This is a genomic window from Sphingomonas sp. GC_Shp_5 (assembly GCF_026540855.1).
Classification (GTDB): domain Bacteria; phylum Pseudomonadota; class Alphaproteobacteria; order Sphingomonadales; family Sphingomonadaceae; genus Sphingomonas.
On the sequence record NZ_JALNUP010000003.1, the window covers coordinates 177,680 to 194,097 of the forward strand.

Annotated in this window: 14 protein-coding genes; 9 read left to right on the forward strand and 5 right to left on the reverse strand. The window is 68.7% G+C overall.

Annotated elements, in window-relative coordinates; genetic code table 11:
- Nucleotides 1-35: 35 nt before the first annotated feature.
- The 4 genes from OXR60_RS04125 to OXR60_RS04140 form a co-directional block, all read right to left on the reverse strand.
- Complete coding sequence (locus OXR60_RS04125; RefSeq protein ID WP_267394388.1) at nucleotides 36-1,316, reverse strand: DEAD/DEAH box helicase; 1,281 nt, start codon at nucleotides 1,314-1,316, stop codon at nucleotides 36-38.
- A 140-nt stretch (nucleotides 1,317-1,456) separates the two neighbouring features.
- Nucleotides 1,457-1,642: a hypothetical protein gene (locus tag OXR60_RS04130; protein ID WP_267394339.1), complete on the reverse strand. Its 186-nt coding sequence runs from the start codon at nucleotides 1,640-1,642 to the stop codon at nucleotides 1,457-1,459.
- 126 nt (nucleotides 1,643-1,768) lie between these two features.
- Complete coding sequence (locus OXR60_RS04135) at nucleotides 1,769-2,833, reverse strand: AbrB family transcriptional regulator (protein ID WP_267394341.1); 1,065 nt, start codon at nucleotides 2,831-2,833, stop codon at nucleotides 1,769-1,771.
- Nucleotides 2,830-3,396 (reverse strand): hydrolase, encoded by a 567-nt coding sequence (locus tag OXR60_RS04140; RefSeq protein WP_267394343.1) that lies wholly within the window; start codon nucleotides 3,394-3,396, stop codon nucleotides 2,830-2,832. Before OXR60_RS04140 ends, OXR60_RS04135 begins: the two co-directional genes overlap by 4 nt.
- A 195-nt stretch (nucleotides 3,397-3,591) precedes the next feature.
- On the opposite strand from OXR60_RS04140, the gene rpsU reads away from it, so the two are divergent.
- The 6 genes from rpsU (at nucleotide 3,592) to OXR60_RS04170 (ending at nucleotide 11,539) form a co-directional block, all read left to right on the forward strand.
- The gene (rpsU, locus tag OXR60_RS04145; protein ID WP_267394345.1) at nucleotides 3,592-3,792 is read left to right on the forward strand and encodes a 30S ribosomal protein S21; all 201 of its coding nucleotides are present in this window, start codon (nucleotides 3,592-3,594) and stop codon (nucleotides 3,790-3,792) included.
- Nucleotides 3,793-3,810: 18 nt separating this feature from the next.
- Complete coding sequence (locus tag OXR60_RS04150; protein ID WP_267394347.1) at nucleotides 3,811-4,014, forward strand: DUF5818 domain-containing protein; 204 nt, start codon at nucleotides 3,811-3,813, stop codon at nucleotides 4,012-4,014.
- Nucleotides 4,015-4,420: 406 nt separating this feature from the next.
- Nucleotides 4,421-7,525 carry an autotransporter outer membrane beta-barrel domain-containing protein gene (locus OXR60_RS04155; RefSeq protein ID WP_267394349.1) on the forward strand — a complete coding sequence of 1,035 codons (3,105 nt, stop codon included), beginning with the start codon at nucleotides 4,421-4,423 and terminating at the stop codon, nucleotides 7,523-7,525.
- A gap of 134 nt (nucleotides 7,526-7,659) precedes the next feature.
- Nucleotides 7,660-8,175, forward strand: a complete 516-nt coding sequence (locus OXR60_RS04160) for a sigma-70 family RNA polymerase sigma factor (RefSeq protein ID WP_267394350.1) — start codon at nucleotides 7,660-7,662, stop codon at nucleotides 8,173-8,175.
- Nucleotides 8,172-9,134: a FecR domain-containing protein gene (locus tag OXR60_RS04165; protein WP_267394352.1), complete on the forward strand. Its 963-nt coding sequence runs from the start codon at nucleotides 8,172-8,174 to the stop codon at nucleotides 9,132-9,134. The genes OXR60_RS04160 and OXR60_RS04165 overlap by 4 nt, the downstream gene beginning before the upstream one ends.
- Before the next feature lie 5 nt (nucleotides 9,135-9,139).
- Entirely contained in the window at nucleotides 9,140-11,539 is a 2,400-nt protein-coding gene (locus tag OXR60_RS04170) for a TonB-dependent receptor (RefSeq protein WP_267394390.1), read from the forward strand.
- Between the two features lie 220 nt (nucleotides 11,540-11,759).
- Here OXR60_RS04170 and OXR60_RS04175 read toward each other — a convergent pair whose 3' ends face one another.
- On the reverse strand, nucleotides 11,760-12,131 hold the full coding sequence (locus OXR60_RS04175; RefSeq protein WP_267394354.1) for a DUF4174 domain-containing protein: 372 nt from the start codon (nucleotides 12,129-12,131) through the stop codon (nucleotides 11,760-11,762).
- Between the two features lie 145 nt (nucleotides 12,132-12,276).
- Here OXR60_RS04175 and OXR60_RS04180 point away from each other — a divergent pair, with 145 nt between their 5' ends.
- The 3 genes from OXR60_RS04180 (at nucleotide 12,277) to OXR60_RS04190 (ending at nucleotide 16,250) form a co-directional block, all read left to right on the forward strand.
- The gene (locus OXR60_RS04180; protein ID WP_267394356.1) at nucleotides 12,277-13,272 is read left to right on the forward strand and encodes an SDR family NAD(P)-dependent oxidoreductase; all 996 of its coding nucleotides are present in this window, start codon (nucleotides 12,277-12,279) and stop codon (nucleotides 13,270-13,272) included.
- A 49-nt stretch (nucleotides 13,273-13,321) separates the two neighbouring features.
- The gene (locus OXR60_RS04185) at nucleotides 13,322-15,490 is read left to right on the forward strand and encodes a xanthine dehydrogenase family protein molybdopterin-binding subunit (RefSeq protein ID WP_267394358.1); all 2,169 of its coding nucleotides are present in this window, start codon (nucleotides 13,322-13,324) and stop codon (nucleotides 15,488-15,490) included.
- A 94-nt stretch (nucleotides 15,491-15,584) separates the two neighbouring features.
- Nucleotides 15,585-16,250, forward strand: a complete 666-nt coding sequence (locus tag OXR60_RS04190; protein ID WP_267394360.1) for a dihydrofolate reductase family protein — start codon at nucleotides 15,585-15,587, stop codon at nucleotides 16,248-16,250.
- Nucleotides 16,251-16,418 lie beyond the last annotated feature (168 nt).

Sequence of the window (16,418 nt, forward strand, 5' to 3'; positions counted from 1 at the left end):
AAGGCAGCTCGCAAACAGCCGATCGATTCCCGCAGTCAGACCGCCCTTGCCGCCATCCGCGCGGCGAGCTTCTCTTCCTCGGTCCAGACCTTCTTGACGCGCTCCTTTGGCGGCTTGACCTGCTTGACCGGCCCGCCGCCCAGCACCGGCGCGCGCTTGGTCGAGTGGCGCGCCACCTCGCAATGCCATTGGTGGTCGTCCTGCACCGTCAAGGCGCGGCCGATCTCCCGCTCCACGTCATGCAGCCAGGCGCGCTGCTCGGCGTCGCACAATGTGATCGCATGGCCGCTGCGCCCTGCCCGGCCGGTGCGGCCAATCCGGTGGACATAGCTTTCCGGCAGGCTCGGCAGATCGTGGTTGAAGACGTGGGTGACGGTGTCGACGTCGATGCCGCGGGCGGCGATATCCGTCGCCACCAGCACCTGAACCTCGCCGGCGCGGAACGCATCCAGCGCCCGCTCGCGCTGCCCTTGCGACTTGTTGCCGTGCAGCGCCTCGGCGGTGATCCCCTCCTCGCTGATGAACGCGCAGACCTCATTGGCGATGTTCTTCTGGAGCGTGAAAACGACCGCCTGGCCCATCTCCGGCGTCCGCAACAGCGCCAGCAGCGCCGCCTTCTTGTCGGCCGCGTCGAGGAACATCACCGATTGCTCGATGCGATCGACCGTTGTCGACGGCGGTGCGATCTCGACATGCGCCGGATCGGTCAGCAGGCTGGCGGCGAGCGCGGCGATTGAGGCCGGCATGGTGGCCGAGAACAACACGGTGTGCCGGTCCTTTGGCAGCGTCGCGACCAGGCGCTCGATCGGCTTGGCGAAGCCCATGTCGAGCATCTGATCGGCCTCGTCGAGCACCAGCGCCTCGAGCGCGGACAGGTCGCAGACGCCCTGATCGACCAAATCGAGCAGCCGCCCTGGCGTCGCGACGATGATGTCGACGCCCCCTTCGAGCGCCTTGACCTGGTGGAACTGGCTGACTCCGCCGAAGATCGTGGTGACGCTGAGCGACAGATGACGGCCGAAGCTTTCGAAGCCGGCGGTGATCTGCGACGCCAGTTCGCGCGTGGGGGCGAGCACCAAGACGCGGGCGCCGCCCTTCGGCGCCGGGCGGGGATCTGCGGCCAGCCGGTGCAGCAGCGGCAGCGCGAAGGCGGCGGTTTTGCCGGTGCCGGTCTGCGCCATACCGAGCATGTCACGGCCCTGCAGCAGCATCGGGATCGATCGGGCCTGGATCGGCGTCGGGCTGACATAGCCCGCCTCGGCGAGCGCCTGCAGCAGGGGCGGCGCCAAAGCGAGATCGGCAAAGGTCATGGTCATCGTCACGAGGCGCCTCCAGCGCATGCAAGGCTGCGCCGGTGGGCTTAGCTCTATCGAGAGCGCGGGCTGTTAGGTGCGATGCTGCACTGCGTCAATTCCGAAAGACCGCGGCCAGGCGATCCTTGGGCCGCTTCCGCCGTTCAGGCCGGAAGCGTCGCGCCAGCGCGCCGACGGTGGAGAATGATCACGACGGGCAGGATCAGCACCGGGAGCAGCGGCAAAGCCTTGGCGACGTGTGGATGCGCAGCTACCCACTGCATCAGCAGCATGGCTAAGTTCATGCCGCCCCACGTCACCGCAGCGGCGGCGGCCACGCTGGCGATCACAATGCCAAACCGTAGGCTCCCACTCATCAGCTGCCCCTCCAAAGCACCGGACACCTGTACACTTGCTGCGCCCTTAGTGAAAGGGCGCGGCTTGGCCAGAAAATTGCGGATCGCTGCAACAGAGCCTCACCCCAGAGGCTCGACCTTCTGCTCCGGCTCGAGTGACGCCGCGATCCGTCGCGCGAGCCAGGGACCGATCAGCAGCACCGCGACGAAGCGAGCCACCTGCATCGACATCACGAACGGCACGTCGACATGAGTTGAACTGGCGATGATCGCTACCGAATCAGCGCCCCCCGGGCTCATCGCCAGATAGGCCGTCATCAGATCCTTGCCCGACACGCGTGCCAGGATCAGGCTGCAGCCGGCGCAAAACAGGATGAGCGCGCCCGTCGCGAGCAGCAGGCGCGAGGCCGCACGGCGGGCGGTCGCGACGATCTCGGGCGTAAAGCCAAGGCCGATTCGCCAGCCGACCAGCAGGTAGGAGGGGGCGAGCAGCCAACCCGGCAGCTGCGGGTGCACCACCCCGAGGCTTTCCAGCGCCGCGCCCAGCACCATTGGCCCGAGCAACGCCGCCGCCGGCATGCCGAGCCGCTTGGCACCCCACACCCCTGCCGCGCCGATCGCCACCGTTTCGGCGAGCCCAAGGGCATCGAACGCGGGGAACCAGGCACCGCCCGGCGCATGGCCGCCGCCCTGACCGGCAACCAGCGCAGCGAGAATCGACGCCAATGCCGCCACCAGGATGACGCGCAGATAGCTCATGACCGCGACCAGCTGCCAGTCGGCGCCTTCGTCGCGCGCGATCAGCACCATCGCGGTAGCCGCGCCGGGCATCGATCCCCACACCGCGACCGACCCCGGCAGCACCCGCCAGCGGGCGAGGATCCAGCCGATCAGCACCCCTGCCGCCAGCGTCGCCAGCACCCCGCCGACGAACAGCCACGGGTCCTGCGCGGCATCGGCTAGTACCGATGGATTGAGCGACGGTGCGATCAGCAGGCCGATCGCCGCCTGCGCGGCCATCGACAGCACCGGCGGCAACGCCAGCGTCGCACCCCGGGCCGCGAACACCACCGCAGCGATCATCGGCCCGAGCAGCAGCCCGGCCGGCAGCCCGATCCCCTCGAGCGCCGCGGCGGAGGCAACCGACCCCAGCAATAACAGGCCGACCTGCCCGGTGCGGTTCACCGGGTGGCGCCGAACTCGATATCGGTGGACTGCACGACTCGCGACAGTTGCGGCAGGATGTTGGTCACTGAAAAGCTGTGCATCTCGTCCGAGATCGAGGCCGTCGCATCCTCGGCGATCACCACGTCATATGACAATTCCCAGGCCGACCGCGCGGTCGATTCGACCCCCATGTTGGTCGCGATGCCGGCGATCACCACGGTGTTGCAGCCGCGCCGCCGGAGCTGCAGATCGAGATCGGTGCCGATGAAGGCACCCCAATGATGCTTGAGGACGACGAGATCCCCGGCTTCCGGCAACCCAGGGACGAATTCGCTGAACTCGGGCGGCGTACCTTCCGGCGGCAGACCGGGCTTGTCCACCTTCTGGCTCGGCAGCGCGCCGGCAGTGAAGCCGACATGGACCAGCACCACCGGCGCCCCCGCTTCACGAAAGCGAATCGCCAGCGCCTTGGCTGCGGTGACGACCTCGTCACCGGAACGCGGTGCCTTGGCACGCGGCACGATGCCGTGCTGAAGATCGATGAGGACGAGGGCGGTGGACTGGGGATCGAGCATCGGCATGCCGGCTCAACCCCCGTCGTGGACGATGCGTTCCGCCGTGGCGGGCAGGCTGCCAATGCCCTTGCAATTGGCCGATCGCTTCGGTTTTGCATGAAACGGCAAACCAGCGTATTGACACAAAAGCTTGGCACATCGCCGCCACGGCCATAAGGCGCGTGACCATCGACCCGCCTCGACACCTGAAAGCCTACCATTATGCAGATTACCGTTCGTGACAACAATGTCGACCAGGCCCTCCGCGCGCTCAAGAAGAAGCTGCAGCGCGAAGGCGTGTATCGCGAGATGAAGCTCCGTCGCCACTACGAGAAGCCCTCGGAAAAGCGCGCCCGCGAGCATGCGGCGGCCGTGAGCCGTGCGCGCAAGGCGGATCGCAAGCGCGCCGAGCGGGACAAGTAAGAAGCGAGGAACGACGGCGTGACGACGGTCGGCATGCGTGTCGATGAGCTCGGCACGCTGATTCGCGACGGCGGCGCCTTTTATCTGCGCCGCGACCTTGGCGGACGTTATCAGCTGCAGCTTCACCGCACGCCGGTGGATCTGGTGGAGAAACGCGTCCGGCTGATCGGCACGCTGGTAGGCGAGGAGCTGGTCAGCGCCGATGGCGTCGGACCTGCCTGAGCGGCCGCGGGTGATGGTCGGGATCCGCGTTCCCGACCGCGCTGAACGCATGCGCTCGCCACGGCGGCGAGCTTGCGGGCGAGCCACGCCTATCGTGCGCCGCATATTGCACAGGGTCGCGGCGATGGCGCCGGACCACGGCCGCCGCCGCGATGGCGGACCGACGCGATCGCTTGCCCGCTGCGGACGCTTATTCCTGATCGACGTCACCTACTAACCCACGATCGGCTAACCCACGATCGGCAATGTTCGGCACCAACGGGCCGGCCGCCGCTGCCCGAAACGCGCCTACCGGGCCGCCGCCACCAAGGGATCCGATCCTCGACTCCGTCTGGACCGTCAACGACGTCCAAAGGGGATCGACCACGTGTATCGCTTGCTTCTGACTTCCACTGCTACCTTGGCCATGGTGGCGGCATCGTCCGCCTCGGCTCAGACCGTGATCGACACCAAGCGTACCACCGCCGTGCGCACCTCCACCATCAAGAACGGTGCTGCCGACGCAATCAACATCACCGCCGCGGGCAGCGTGGTGCCGACCAACGGCACCGCGGTCACGATCGACAGCAACAACAACCTGGCCAACGCCGGCACCATCCAGGTCAGCGACGCCAATGGCGCAACGGGCATCCTCGCCCAGGCCAACGTTCGCGGCGACATCACCAACAGCGGCAAGATCATCGTCGACGAGGGCTATACGCCGACCGACACCGACAAGGACGGTGATCTCGATGGCGCCTTCGCGCAAGGCGCCGGCCGCACCGGCATCCGCACCGCGGGCCTGTTCACCGGCACGATCACCAACAGCGGCGAGATCACGGTGGAGGGCAACGACTCCGCCGGCATCTATCTGGGCGGCGCGCTCACCGGCGCGTTCGTCCACAGCGGCAAGACCAGCGTCATCGGCGATCGCGCCGTCGGCGTGCGCACCGGCGCGGTGAGCGGCAACGTCTCGCTCGGCGGCTCGATCACCGCGGTCGGCCGCGATGCCGTCGCCGCCCGGATCGACGGCAACGTGGGAGGCGCGTTGCTGGTCGAGGGGCTGATCGGCGCCTCGGGCTACCGCTACAGCACGCCGCCTGCCGATGTGTCGAAGCTCGACGCGGACGATCTGCTCCAGGGCGGATCGGCCTTGATCGTCGCGGGCGACGTCGCCGGCGGCATCACCCTGTCGGGCGCCACCGGCAAGAGCGCCGATGTCATCGCCTATGGTGCCGCACCCGCGTTCCAGATCGGCGCGGCGGACCGCTCGGTCGCGATCGGCGCCGTCGCCGGCAAGACCCCTGCCGTCGGGCTGGCGATCGATGGCAAGGTCACCGGCAGTGGCGTATACAGCGGCATCGCCGCCACCGGCCTCGCGATCGGCGGCCTCGGCGGCGCGGTGACGATCGCCGGCGGCGTTTCTGTCGGCGGCACGGTCCAGGCGACCGCCAATGGCGCGTCCGCGACCGCGATCCGCTTCGGCGCCGGCGCCTCGACGCCCGAACTGCGCGTCACCGGCACGGTGTCCGCGACCGGCGGCGGCACCGCCGCGATGCAGACCACTGCGGTGCTGATCGACACCGGCGCCGCTGTCGCCACCATCCGCAACGCCGGATCGATCACGGCGACCGCGTCGGGCGGCGCGGCGATCGCCATCCTCGACCGCACCGGCGGGGTGACGCTGGTGGAGAACAGCGGCGCGATCAGCGCCAAGGGCGGCGACACCACCCGCGCCGCCGCGATCGACCTCTCCGCCAACACGTCGGGCGCCACCGTCCGCCAGACGGCTGCCACCGGCGGCACGGCACCCGCAATCACCGGCGCGATCCGCTTCGGCGCGGGCAGCGATCGGCTGGATCTGCAGGCGGGCGCGGTGAGCGGCGACGTCGTGTTCGGCGCGGGGAACAACCGGATGGACATGAGCGGCGCCAGCACCTTCGCCGGCACCACGACCTTCGGCAGCGGCGCCGACACAATAGCGATCGGCGGCACCGCGGTGTTCGGCGGCACCGCCGATTTCGCCGGCGGCGGCGCAGACCTGCTGGCGATCAGCGGCAAGGGCGTGTTCGCGGGCAAGCTCGCCAACACCGGCAATCTGGCCGTCACGGTAGCGGCCGGCGGCGGCACCTTCGCCGCCAGCGGTGGCACGGCGATCGGCTCGCTGACGCTCGGCGACGGCTCGATCCTCTCCGTCGCGCTCGACAAGGCCAATCCCACCGCCAATCTGATCCAGGTCGGCGGCGCCACCACGATCGGGGCGAACAGCCAGCTCGCGCTGCGTGTCGCCGGTGGCGCCGATGTCGCCGGGCGCTATGTGGTGCTGCAGTCGGGCACGCTCAGCGGTGCGCAGAACCTGACGCTGTCCACCACCGCCGTGCCGTTCCTCTACAAAGGAACCCTGGTCGCCGGCGCTGCCAATGCGATCACCGTCGACGTGGTCCGCAAGGCGCGCGCCGAACTCGGCCTCAACCGCGCCGCGACCAGCGCCTTTGACGCCGTCGACACCGCGATCGGCAGCGATGCCAAGCTCGCCGCCGCGATCCGCGGCATCTATGACGGCGCCGATTTCCGCGCGGCGATCAACCAGATGCTGCCCAACTATTCGGGCGGTCTGTTCGAGAGCGTCACGCTCGCCTCGCGCACCGCTGCGTCGCCGCTGCGCGAGCCCGCCGGCGAGTTCACCGAAGAGGGCAATTGGGGCTTCTGGCTGACCCCGGTCGGCTGGGACGCGTCCAAGGCCGATCGCAGCACCACGAGCTACGACGTCCACGGCTGGGGCATCAGCAGCGGCCTCGAGCGCAAGACGACCGCCGGCAACATCGGCGTCTCCTTTGCCTATCTCAGCGGCCGCGACAGCGAGGGCTTGGCGGTCAACCGGGTCAAGCACAGCCAGTATGAGCTTGCCGGCTTCTGGCGTGGCCATTGGGGCGGCTTTGCCGCCCAGGCGCGCGGGTCGGCCGCCTTCGTCTCGTTCGACAGCACCCGCCAGTTCGATGGCGTGCTCGGCACGGAGACGGTGCAGCGCCGCGCCGCCGCCGATTGGAACGGCATGCTCTACTCGGGCTCGGGATCGGTGTCCTACGAGCAGGCGGTCGGCCAGTTCAGCCTCAGGCCGGTGATCGCGATCGACTATTACAAGCTCAACGAGGACGCCTATCGCGAACAGGGTGGCGGCACCGGCTATGATCTTACCGTCCGCAAGCGCAGCAGCGACGAGCTGGCGGTGACCGCCAGCCTCGCCGCGGGCATCAACTTCGGCGGCGGCGATCGCTATGCCCAGTGGAGCCGGATCGAACTCGAGGGCGGCCGGCGCGAACATGTCGCCGGCGCGCTCGGCCGCACCACCGCGAGCTTCGGCAGCGGCACCGCCTTCACCCTTGATCCCGAAGCGCGCGACAGCGGCTGGACCGGCAAGGTTCGCGCGATCACCGGCACCACCGAGGTCCGCCTGAGCGGCGAAGTCGGTGCCGAGCAACGGCTTGGCGACGTCGCGCTCTCCGCGCGCGCCGCGCTCCAGTTCGCCTTTTAGGCGAAGCGCGCATGCGACACCCCGGCATGCGCGACATTGGGGAGCTCCACCCTGCCCCTGGGTGGAGCTCCTTCTCTCGCCGCGGCGTTTCGGCTAGACGGTTCGCTCCCCTTTCCATTGAACCGGTCAACCGCATGCCGCCCCCCGGATCTCCCACAGGGATCGAGGCCGTCTACCTCGCCAATCGCGACAAGCTGGTCCGTTTCCTGCTCGCGCGCGGCGCGGGCGATGCGGCCGAGGATCTCGTGCATGAAGTGTGGCTCAAGGTCGCGAAGCGGCTCGATGGCCCGATCGGCAACCCGCTCGCCTATCTGTACCGGGCTGCCGACACCGCCATGATCGACCGCTATCGCGCGCGCCGCCAGGCCGAGCGGCGCGACCACGACTGGTTGGACGGACAAGGCGAGGCGAACGAGGCGGCCGCTCCAACACCTGATCGCATCGTCGCGGCGCGGCAGGCGGCGGCCCAGGTCGATGCGACCCTCGCCGCGCTGCCCCCGCGGGCCGCATCGATCTTCCGCCGGTCGCGCATCGACGGAGTGCCGCAGCGGCAGATCGCCGCGGAGATGGGGATCAGCCTCAGCACGGTCGAAGCCGATCTGCGCGCCGCCTGCCGCGCCGTCCTGGACCTCAAGGAACGCCTGCGATGACCGACCAGCGTATCGACGAGGAAGCGCTCGGATGGGCGCTTCGCATGGCCGAGCCCGATGCCGATTGGGACGCCTTCACCCAATGGCTCGAGGGTGATGCCACGCGTGCCGAGCGTTACGATCGCGCGGCGGTCGCGATGCTTGACCTAGACGGTCTGCTCGCGGTGGAGGCGCAGACCCTCACCCCGGCGCCAGAGCCGGTCATTGCGGCGACCGCCCGTGGCTTGGCTCCTGCCGCTGCGCAGCGACACGGCCGGCGCTGGACGCTCTGGCTGGGCGCCGCTGTCGCCGCCACCGTGACGGCCGCGGTCGGGCTGAGAGTCTGGACCGAGATGCCGCGCCCTTATGCGATCGAGACCGCTAACGGCGAGCAGCGGACGGTCGCGCTGGCCGATGGCAGCAGCATCGTGCTCGCTGGCGGCACACGAGTGCGGCTTGACCGCGCTGATGCGCGGACCGCGTCGCTGGAGCGCGGCGAGGCACTGTTCCGGGTCCGCCACGACGTGCGGCATCCGTTCACCGTCGCCGCCGGCGATCTCCGTCTCGTCGATCTCGGCACGCTGTTCGACGTCAAGGCGACCGGCACCCGGACCGTCGTCGGTGTTGCCGAGGGCGCGGTGATGGTCGATCCCGATGGCGCCCGACTCCGGCTCGATCCCGGCCAGGCGGTGATCGCCACGGGCTCGTCGCTGCAACGCACCACCGTCGAACCGGCGGCGGTCGGCGGCTGGCGTGACGGCCGCCTGGCGTATGACGACGCGCCGCTAGCCGAGGTGGCAGCCGATCTCTCCCGGCAACTCGGCCGACGGGTCGTCGCCAGCCCAGCGGTCGCCACGCGTACCTTCCACGGCACGCTCGATGTCAGCACGATCAGGGACCGGCCGGCGCTGCTCGGGCAGCTGCTCGGCGTCGCCGTCCAGCAGCAGGCCGGTGGCTGGATCCTGGACGCCGCACCGTGACACCCATGCGCGCCGTCGCGGCGGCGGCGGCGGTGATGATCCTCGCGTCTACAGCGCCGGCGGCCGCCGAGACGGTGGCGATCGATCTGCCGGCCGGCACCGTCGGCCAGCAGGTGACCGCGCTCGGCCGTCTGGCGAAGGCAAGCGTGGTCGTGCCCGATGCGCGGCTATGGGCTCAGCGGGTACCCGCGCTGAAAGGTCGCCTGCCCCCGTCGGCTGCGCTGGCGCTGATCGCGCGGCGGGCGCACGCGCGGGTCGTCGATCTCGGTCACGCCGCGTGGCGGCTGGAGCCCGAACGGACGACGGCGAGCAAGCCAAGGCCGGTACTTGCGGCGCGCACCGTTCCACCACCCAGCGTCTCTCCTGCCGCGGACATCATCGTCGTCGCCAGCAAACGGGATCTCACCCGCGATCATGTCGCCGGTCAGCTCTCCCAAATCAGCGGCAGCGATCTCGAGTTTGGCGGCGCGGGCGGCACCGAGCGCCTCGCCGACCGGCTGACCAGCGTCGCCTCGACGTATCTGGGCGCCGGGCGCAACAAGCTGTTCATCCGCGGCATCGCCGATTCGAGCTTCACCGGGCCCACCCAGGCCACCGTCGGCCAATATTTCGGCGACCTGCGCCTCAGCTACAACGCACCCGATCCCGACCTGCGCCTAGCCGACCTTGCCGCGGTGGAGGTGCTGGAAGGGCCGCAGGGCACCCTCTATGGCGCCGGCTCGCTCGGTGGCCTGATCCGGCTCGTGCCCAACCCGCCTGATCCGTCGCGGCTCAGCGGCTCCGCCGTGCTCGGGGGATCGGCAACCACCCATGGCGCGCCGGGCGCGGACGCGCAGTTGGTGGCCAACGTCCCACTCGTCGCCGATCGCCTCGCCGTCCGTCTCGTCGCCAATGTCGCGTCGGAAGGTGGCTATATTGACAAGCCGCTGCTCGACCGCACCGACGTCAACCGCACCCGGATCGAGGGCGGTCGTGCCGCGGCGCATTGGGACCTCGCGCCCGAATGGAGCGTCGAGCTGATCGGCATTGGCCAGCGCATCCGTGGCGCCGACAGCCAATATGCCGATCGCGACGGCCGCCCGCTCAGCCGCTCGGCGCCGGTCACCGAAGGGTTCAGCGCCGATTTCGGCCAGGCGCAGCTCGTGCTCGCCGGCGCGATCGGCGCGGTGCACGTCCGCTCGACCAGCGGGGTGACGGCGCACGATCTGATGGAGCGCTACGACGCGACCGCGCCGAACGAGCCGGTGCGCTTGTTCGCTCAGGCCAATCGCACCCGCATGCAGGCTAATGAGACGCGAATCTGGTCTTCGCGGCCTGACGGCTCGGGCTGGCTTGCCGGCTTTAGCTACATCCACAATCGGTCGCGCCTGACCCGGCTGTTCGGCGCGCCGGGTGCGCTGGAGCCCACCACCGGCGTCGTCAACGGCATTGCCGAAACCACGCTCTACGGCGAAGGCAGCCTGCGGCTGCTGCCTGGCCTGCTGACCACCGGCGGGCTGCGAGTCACCCGCTCCGTGCTCGACGGCGAAGGCGAGGATGTCGACCAGCGTATCGCGCTCGCGCAACTGGCAGTCACTGCCCAGCGCGCGCAGACGATCGTGCTGCCATCGGCGGCCGCGCTCGTCGACCTGACCCGGCAGGTCCAGCTTTTCGCGCGCTACCAGCAAGGCTTTCGCCCCGGCGGCCTTGCCATCGAAAGCGACTTCGTGCGCCGCTTCCGCAACGATCGCGTTGCCACCATCGAGGCCGGGCTTCGCACCCGCGGCACCGGCCGCGTCGACGGCACCCTGACGCTGGCGCACACCGCCTGGCGCGACATCCAGGCGGATTTCATCGACGCGTCCGGCCTTCCCAGCACCGCCAATATCGGCGACGGCCAACTCTGGACGATCGAAGGCACGGCCGGCGCGCGCCTCGGAAAGGGGCTGCGATTGGAGACCTCCGTGTCGTACAACGACGGGCGCATCGACGACCCCTCGACGGCGCGCCTGTTCGACCTTGTCGGCAGCGCAGCAGCGCTCGATCCCCTCGCCACCCGCGCCCAGATCCTCGCACGGCTGAGCCAGATCCCCAACATCGCCCGTGTCACGGCGCGCGCCGGCGCCACCTACGGGCGCCAGCTCGGCGGTTCGACGACGCTCAAGATCGACGGCTGGGTCCGCTATGTCGGATCATCGCGGCTCGGCGTTGGCCCGGTGCTCGGCCAGAGCCAGGGCAGCTATCTCGACAGCGCTCTCACTGCTCGCCTCGGACTGGGCGCGATGGGCCTCACCGCCAGCCTCACCAACTTGGCCGACGTGCGCGGCAATCGTTTCGCGCTGGGTACGCCGTTCACCACCGGGCGCGATCAGGTAACGCCGCTGCGACCCAGAACGTTGAGGATCGGGCTCGACGCGGCATTCTGACGTGCCCCCAGGCACCGTCAGGTGAGGACGACCGCCTCGACGAGCACAGGGTTGCACGGCCGCCCTCAATGACAGGACGGAGCCACGTGCGCTGAACCTTGGCGCGATCTGGCTTGCGACCGAGCCAATAGCGCGTCCGCAACAAACTGGGGTGATGTGATGCGCTATCGCCCTGCAGTCGATGGGCGATCATCGTTGATCGTGAGCCCGAAGGTGTGCCTCAACGCTCCCCGGCGCGTCGCATCGGCATGGCATCGATGATCTCTTCCAGTTGCGCGCCCTGCAGGGGCGTGGCGCTGCGCAGCTTTTCGCCCCCGTCCTTGCCGATAAGGATCGCCGTGAACCCGGTCGAGGGAAGGCGATACTTCTTCCGGAGCACCTGCACCTTGTCGGTGGCACCGCTGATCTTGTTGCCGATGACCTCGACGATGCTGAGATCTCGATCATCGGCCTTGGTTCGCCAGGCCGCGAGGATCTTGCGCTGCTGGGCAAGTGCTGGATCCTGTGCGGTCGTTGCACTGATCAGCAGCACACGCCGCTGCCATTTCAATGCGGCAACGTCGGCAGGAGCAGTTGCGGTCAGCGACGCCATCGCCAGCAAGATCAGGGGAGTCATGCGATCAAAACGTGCCAGCCGATGGGCCGTTCCGCTGCTCTGTAGACTCCGTTTGCTTGGCCCCGGCAACCTTCACGCGCCGCGAATGTTACACCGCAGGATGCGTTAAGGAGCTGAATTCATGACAGAAACTTCATCATCGCTGGTCAATCGGCGAGCGCTCATGATGGCGGCCGGTGCGGTCGGGGCGATGGCGGCCCCGTCGGTGCTGAAAGCGCAGGTTCCGGCCAATCCGCCGAGCGCCGGGCCGATCCGAGCCGGCCGCGACACCAAGCTGGACGGCAAGGTCGCGTTCGTGACCGGGGCGGCGCGCGGCATCGGGCGCGCGATCGCGGTCGAGCTCGCCGCCAATGGCGCAGACGTCGCGATCTTCGATATCGCCGGCTATGTCTCGCCCGCCTCCAACGCCAAGCCGGCAACGCCCGCCGATCTTGCCGAGACCAAGCGGCAGATCGAGGGGCTCGGTCGGCGCTGCCTCGCCATCAAGGGTGATATCCGTAAGATAGCGCAGCTGCGCGCCGCGCACGACCGGGTCGTTGCCGAGCTCGGCCGGATCGACATCGTCGTCGCCGATGCTGCGATCCAGCGCTGGAAGAGCATCCTCGAGATGGAGGATTCCGACTGGTACGATGTCATCGACAACAATGTGAACGGCACCGCCAACACCGTGCGGGCGTTCGCCCCCACCCTGTGCGCGCAAAAGTCAGGCCGGATCATTCTGATCTCGTCGATGCAGGGCAAGCACGGCACCGCCGGCGCCGCCTCCTACTCGGCCTCCAAACACGCGATCATCGGCCTGATGAAATCGGCCGCGGAAGAGTTCGGCAAGCATCAGGTCACCGTCAATTGCATCCTGCCGGGGCTAATCGACACCGCGCTCACCCGTTACCCCGAGCGCTGGAGCCACGTCATCGGCGAGACCGAGGACAATCCGCCCAAGAACCCTACCGAGGCGGAAACCTGGAACAACCGTGCGCCCCGCGTGCCGCTGCATGTCGCCTGGCTCAAGCCCGAGGACGTGTCGCCGATGGCGGTGTTCCTCGCCTCAGACGCATCGGCGATGTGCAGCGGCGCCAATTTCGAGGTGACCGGCGGCGACAGCGCGCAGGACGTGTGAGCGATCGCACGGGACCTCCAATAGCCCGGTGAGTTGAGAAGGGATGAGCATGGACGGCCAGCACGCTTCCGATAATGCCGACAAGACCGGCCATGCGGCGCTCGGCGATCCGCACGTGCGGATCGACGGGCCCGCCAAGGTCTGCGGTACCGCGGATTTCCCGGGCGACATCCACCCGCGCGACCTCGCTTATGGCGTGCTCGTCACCAGTCCGATGGCGCGAGGCCGGATCGTGCGGATGGATACGTCAGCTGCCCTGCAAGGTCCGGGCGTGCTCGACATCCTCACCTACCGCAACGTCGGCAACGCCGTCGCGCCGGTCGGTCACATGATGGCCGATGGGTGGGCGAACAGCACGCTGAGGCCCCTCGCCTCGCCACACATCCATTATGCCGGCCAGATCGTCGCGGTCGTCGTCGCTGAGACGCTGGAGGCGGCACAGGCGGCAGCGCTGGCGATCCGCACCGGCTATGAAAGATCGCCGCACGTCGGCGAGCTCGGCGCCGCAGGCGCCACGTCGGAACCGCTCACCAGCCTGCGCAAGGGTTTTGAAGACCGCCACGCCGGCGATGCTGCCGGCGCGATCGCCGGGGCGGCGTCGACGGTCGAGGCAACCTATACCACGCCGATCCAGCATCATAACCCGATCGAGCTGCCGACCACGACCTGCGTCTGGCAGGGCGACATGCTGACCGTCTACGAGCCGACCCGGTTCGTCGGCGCCGCGCGCAACGGCCTTGCCGCGCAGCTCGGCATCGATCCGGCGCGGATCCGCGTCGTCGCCCATTTCATCGGCGGCCATTTCGGCTCGAAGCTGGCGCTGTCGCAGCATACCGCGCTGGCCGCCATCGCCGCGCGGCGGCTGCAGCGCCCGGTGCAGATCGCGGTCAGCCGCCGCGATGGCTTCACCATCGCCAATCACCGCACCGAGACGCACCATGCGATTCGGCTCGGTGCAAACGCCGGCGGTCGGTTCGTGGCACTGTCGCACACCGCAACGATGGCGACATCGCGCTTCGACGCCTTCGCCATGGAGGGCACCGACGTCAGCACCGCGTTTTACGCATGCCCAAACATCGCCGCCCAGGAGCGCGTCGCGCGAGTCGACCGCAACACCCCGGGGCCAATGCGCGCGCCGCCCGAGGTGCCTTATCTATTCGCGCTGGAAAGCGCGGTCGACGAGCTTGCCCATGCGATGAGGATGGACCCGATCGAGCTGCGCCGCCGCAACGACACGCTGGTCGATCCCGTTACCGGCCACCCCTTCACTACCCGGCCGCTGATTCGCTGCCTCGACGCCGGCGCGGCGGCGTTCGGCTGGGCTGACCGTTCCGCCACGCCCGGCGCGACCCGCGACGGGGCGTGGCTGATCGGCCATGGCGTTGCCGCCGCGGCGCGACCTGCCAAGATCGGCGCGGCGATCATTCGCGTCACCCAGGACATGGACGGCGCCGTGTGCGTCCAGACCGCGCATCACGAGATCGGCAACGGCCTCTACACGTTGCTGGCGATCACCGCTTCCGAGCGACTCGCGGTGCCGCTCGCCAAGGTAACGGTCGAACTCGGCGACACCGACTTGCCCGCCGCGGGGATATCGGGCGGCTCGTCGACGAGCACGACGCTGGTCAACGCCTTGGCCGAGGCGTGCCGCCAAATACAGGCCCAGCCGGCGGACGCCGCCCGCCGCGTCGAGGTCGCCTTCACCCCGCCGGGCGCAGAACCATCGACGATCGACGAGTTGAAGAAGGGGCATCTCAAGCTGGTGAGCACGCCCAAGGGCAAGCTCGCCTGGAGCTTCGGCGCGCATTTCATCGAGGTCGGCGTCCATGCCGAGACCCGCGAGATCCGTGTCCGACGCCATGTCGGCGCATTCGCGGCAGGACGGATCCTCAACCCGCTGACCGCGCGCAACCAGATGCTGGGCGGCATGCTCTGGGGCCAGAGCGCGGCGCTGCTCGAGGAAACGATCGTTGATCCGGCAACCGGCGCCTACCTCAACCGCGACCTGGCCGACTATCTCGTGCCGACCGCGGCCGACCTTGGCGAGATGAGCCCGATCATGGTCGATGATGACGATTCCGCGGTCAATCCGGAAGGCATCAAAGGCCTCGGCGAGATCGGCATCATCGGCGTCAACGCCGCGGTCGCCAACGCGGTGTTCAACGCGACCGGCCACCGCGTCCGCGATCTGCCGATCCGGCTCGAACAGCTGTTGTGATATCGTCCGGGGGCAGGCGATTGCCCCCTTGCCGCCCAGCATGTCCTGATCAAAGATTACTGCCGGCACAGCATCCATCAGGAGGATGAAATCGATGCGCAAGCTAACCGGCGCAGCGTTTGTATCGCTGGACGGCGTGATGCAGGCACCTGGAGGGCCTACCGAAGATCCAACCGGCAACTTCGATCAAGGCGGCTGGGTGTTCGGCATCGGCGACGATGTATTCGATCCGATATTGGGCGAGTTGTTCACCCCACCTTTCGCGCTACTGCTAGGGCGGCGAACGTACGATATCTTTGCAGCCTATTGGCCGTTCGTCGACGGTGATCTGGGCGGAATGGGCGAGGCGATGACCGCTGCCGACAAGCATGTCGTGTCGCATGACGACCAGCCGCTCGACTGGGCCAACAGCTACCGGCTCAACGGCATTGCTGCCATCCAGGCACTCAAGGAGAGCGACGGCGCCGACCTGCTGATCCAGGGCTCGTCGACACTCTACCCGCCGCTCCTCGCCGCCGGGTTGATCGACGAGCTGGTGTTGATGACCTATCCAGTCGTGCTCGGGGCCGGCAAGCGGCTGTTCGGCAACGGCACGCCGCCAGGTGCCCTGCGGCTGCTCGAGCAGCAGGTCGGGACAAAAGGCGTCATGGTCACGCGCTGGGCGCCGGACGGGCCCATCCCGGCCGTCAATCATCCGCCGCCGAGAAGCAGCGCCTTCGAAGCTGAACGCCAGCGCCGGATCGCCGAGAGAAGTTGGTGATCAATACATCGGCGCTGCCGGATGCCTCCACCAGACGGTTCGCCAGCAGACGTCAATAGCGGCCCTGCCGCACGGCAAGCTCGCGGAATGGCTTGGTCCGACCTGACGCCACGGCGCTTGGCGACGGCGGCACATCTGCTAGGTCTCGGTAAAACAATGATCAGGGAG

Bases quoted from the DNA above. Each gene is read 5' to 3' on its own strand.
- OXR60_RS04185 (WP_267394358.1), top strand. From the start codon at position 13,322: ATGGACGGCCAGCACGCTTCCGATAATGCCGACAAGACCGGCCATGCG.
- OXR60_RS04155 (WP_267394349.1), top strand. From the start codon at position 4,421: ATGGTGGCGGCATCGTCCGCCTCGGCTCAGACCGTGATCGACACCAAG.
- OXR60_RS04180 (WP_267394356.1), top strand. From the start codon at position 12,277: ATGACAGAAACTTCATCATCGCTGGTCAATCGGCGAGCGCTCATGATG.
- OXR60_RS04165 (WP_267394352.1), top strand. From the start codon at position 8,172: ATGACCGACCAGCGTATCGACGAGGAAGCGCTCGGATGGGCGCTTCGC.
- OXR60_RS04175 (WP_267394354.1), bottom strand. From the start codon at position 12,131: ATGGCGTCGCTGACCGCAACTGCTCCTGCCGACGTTGCCGCATTGAAA.
- OXR60_RS04160 (WP_267394350.1), top strand. From the start codon at position 7,660: ATGCCGCCCCCCGGATCTCCCACAGGGATCGAGGCCGTCTACCTCGCC.
- OXR60_RS04140 (WP_267394343.1), bottom strand. From the start codon at position 3,396: ATGCCGATGCTCGATCCCCAGTCCACCGCCCTCGTCCTCATCGATCTT.
- OXR60_RS04125 (WP_267394388.1), bottom strand. From the start codon at position 1,316: ATGACCATGACCTTTGCCGATCTCGCTTTGGCGCCGCCCCTGCTGCAG.
- OXR60_RS04190 (WP_267394360.1), top strand. From the start codon at position 15,585: ATGCGCAAGCTAACCGGCGCAGCGTTTGTATCGCTGGACGGCGTGATG.
- rpsU (WP_267394345.1), top strand. From the start codon at position 3,592: ATGCAGATTACCGTTCGTGACAACAATGTCGACCAGGCCCTCCGCGCG.
- OXR60_RS04170 (WP_267394390.1), top strand. From the start codon at position 9,140: ATGCGCGCCGTCGCGGCGGCGGCGGCGGTGATGATCCTCGCGTCTACA.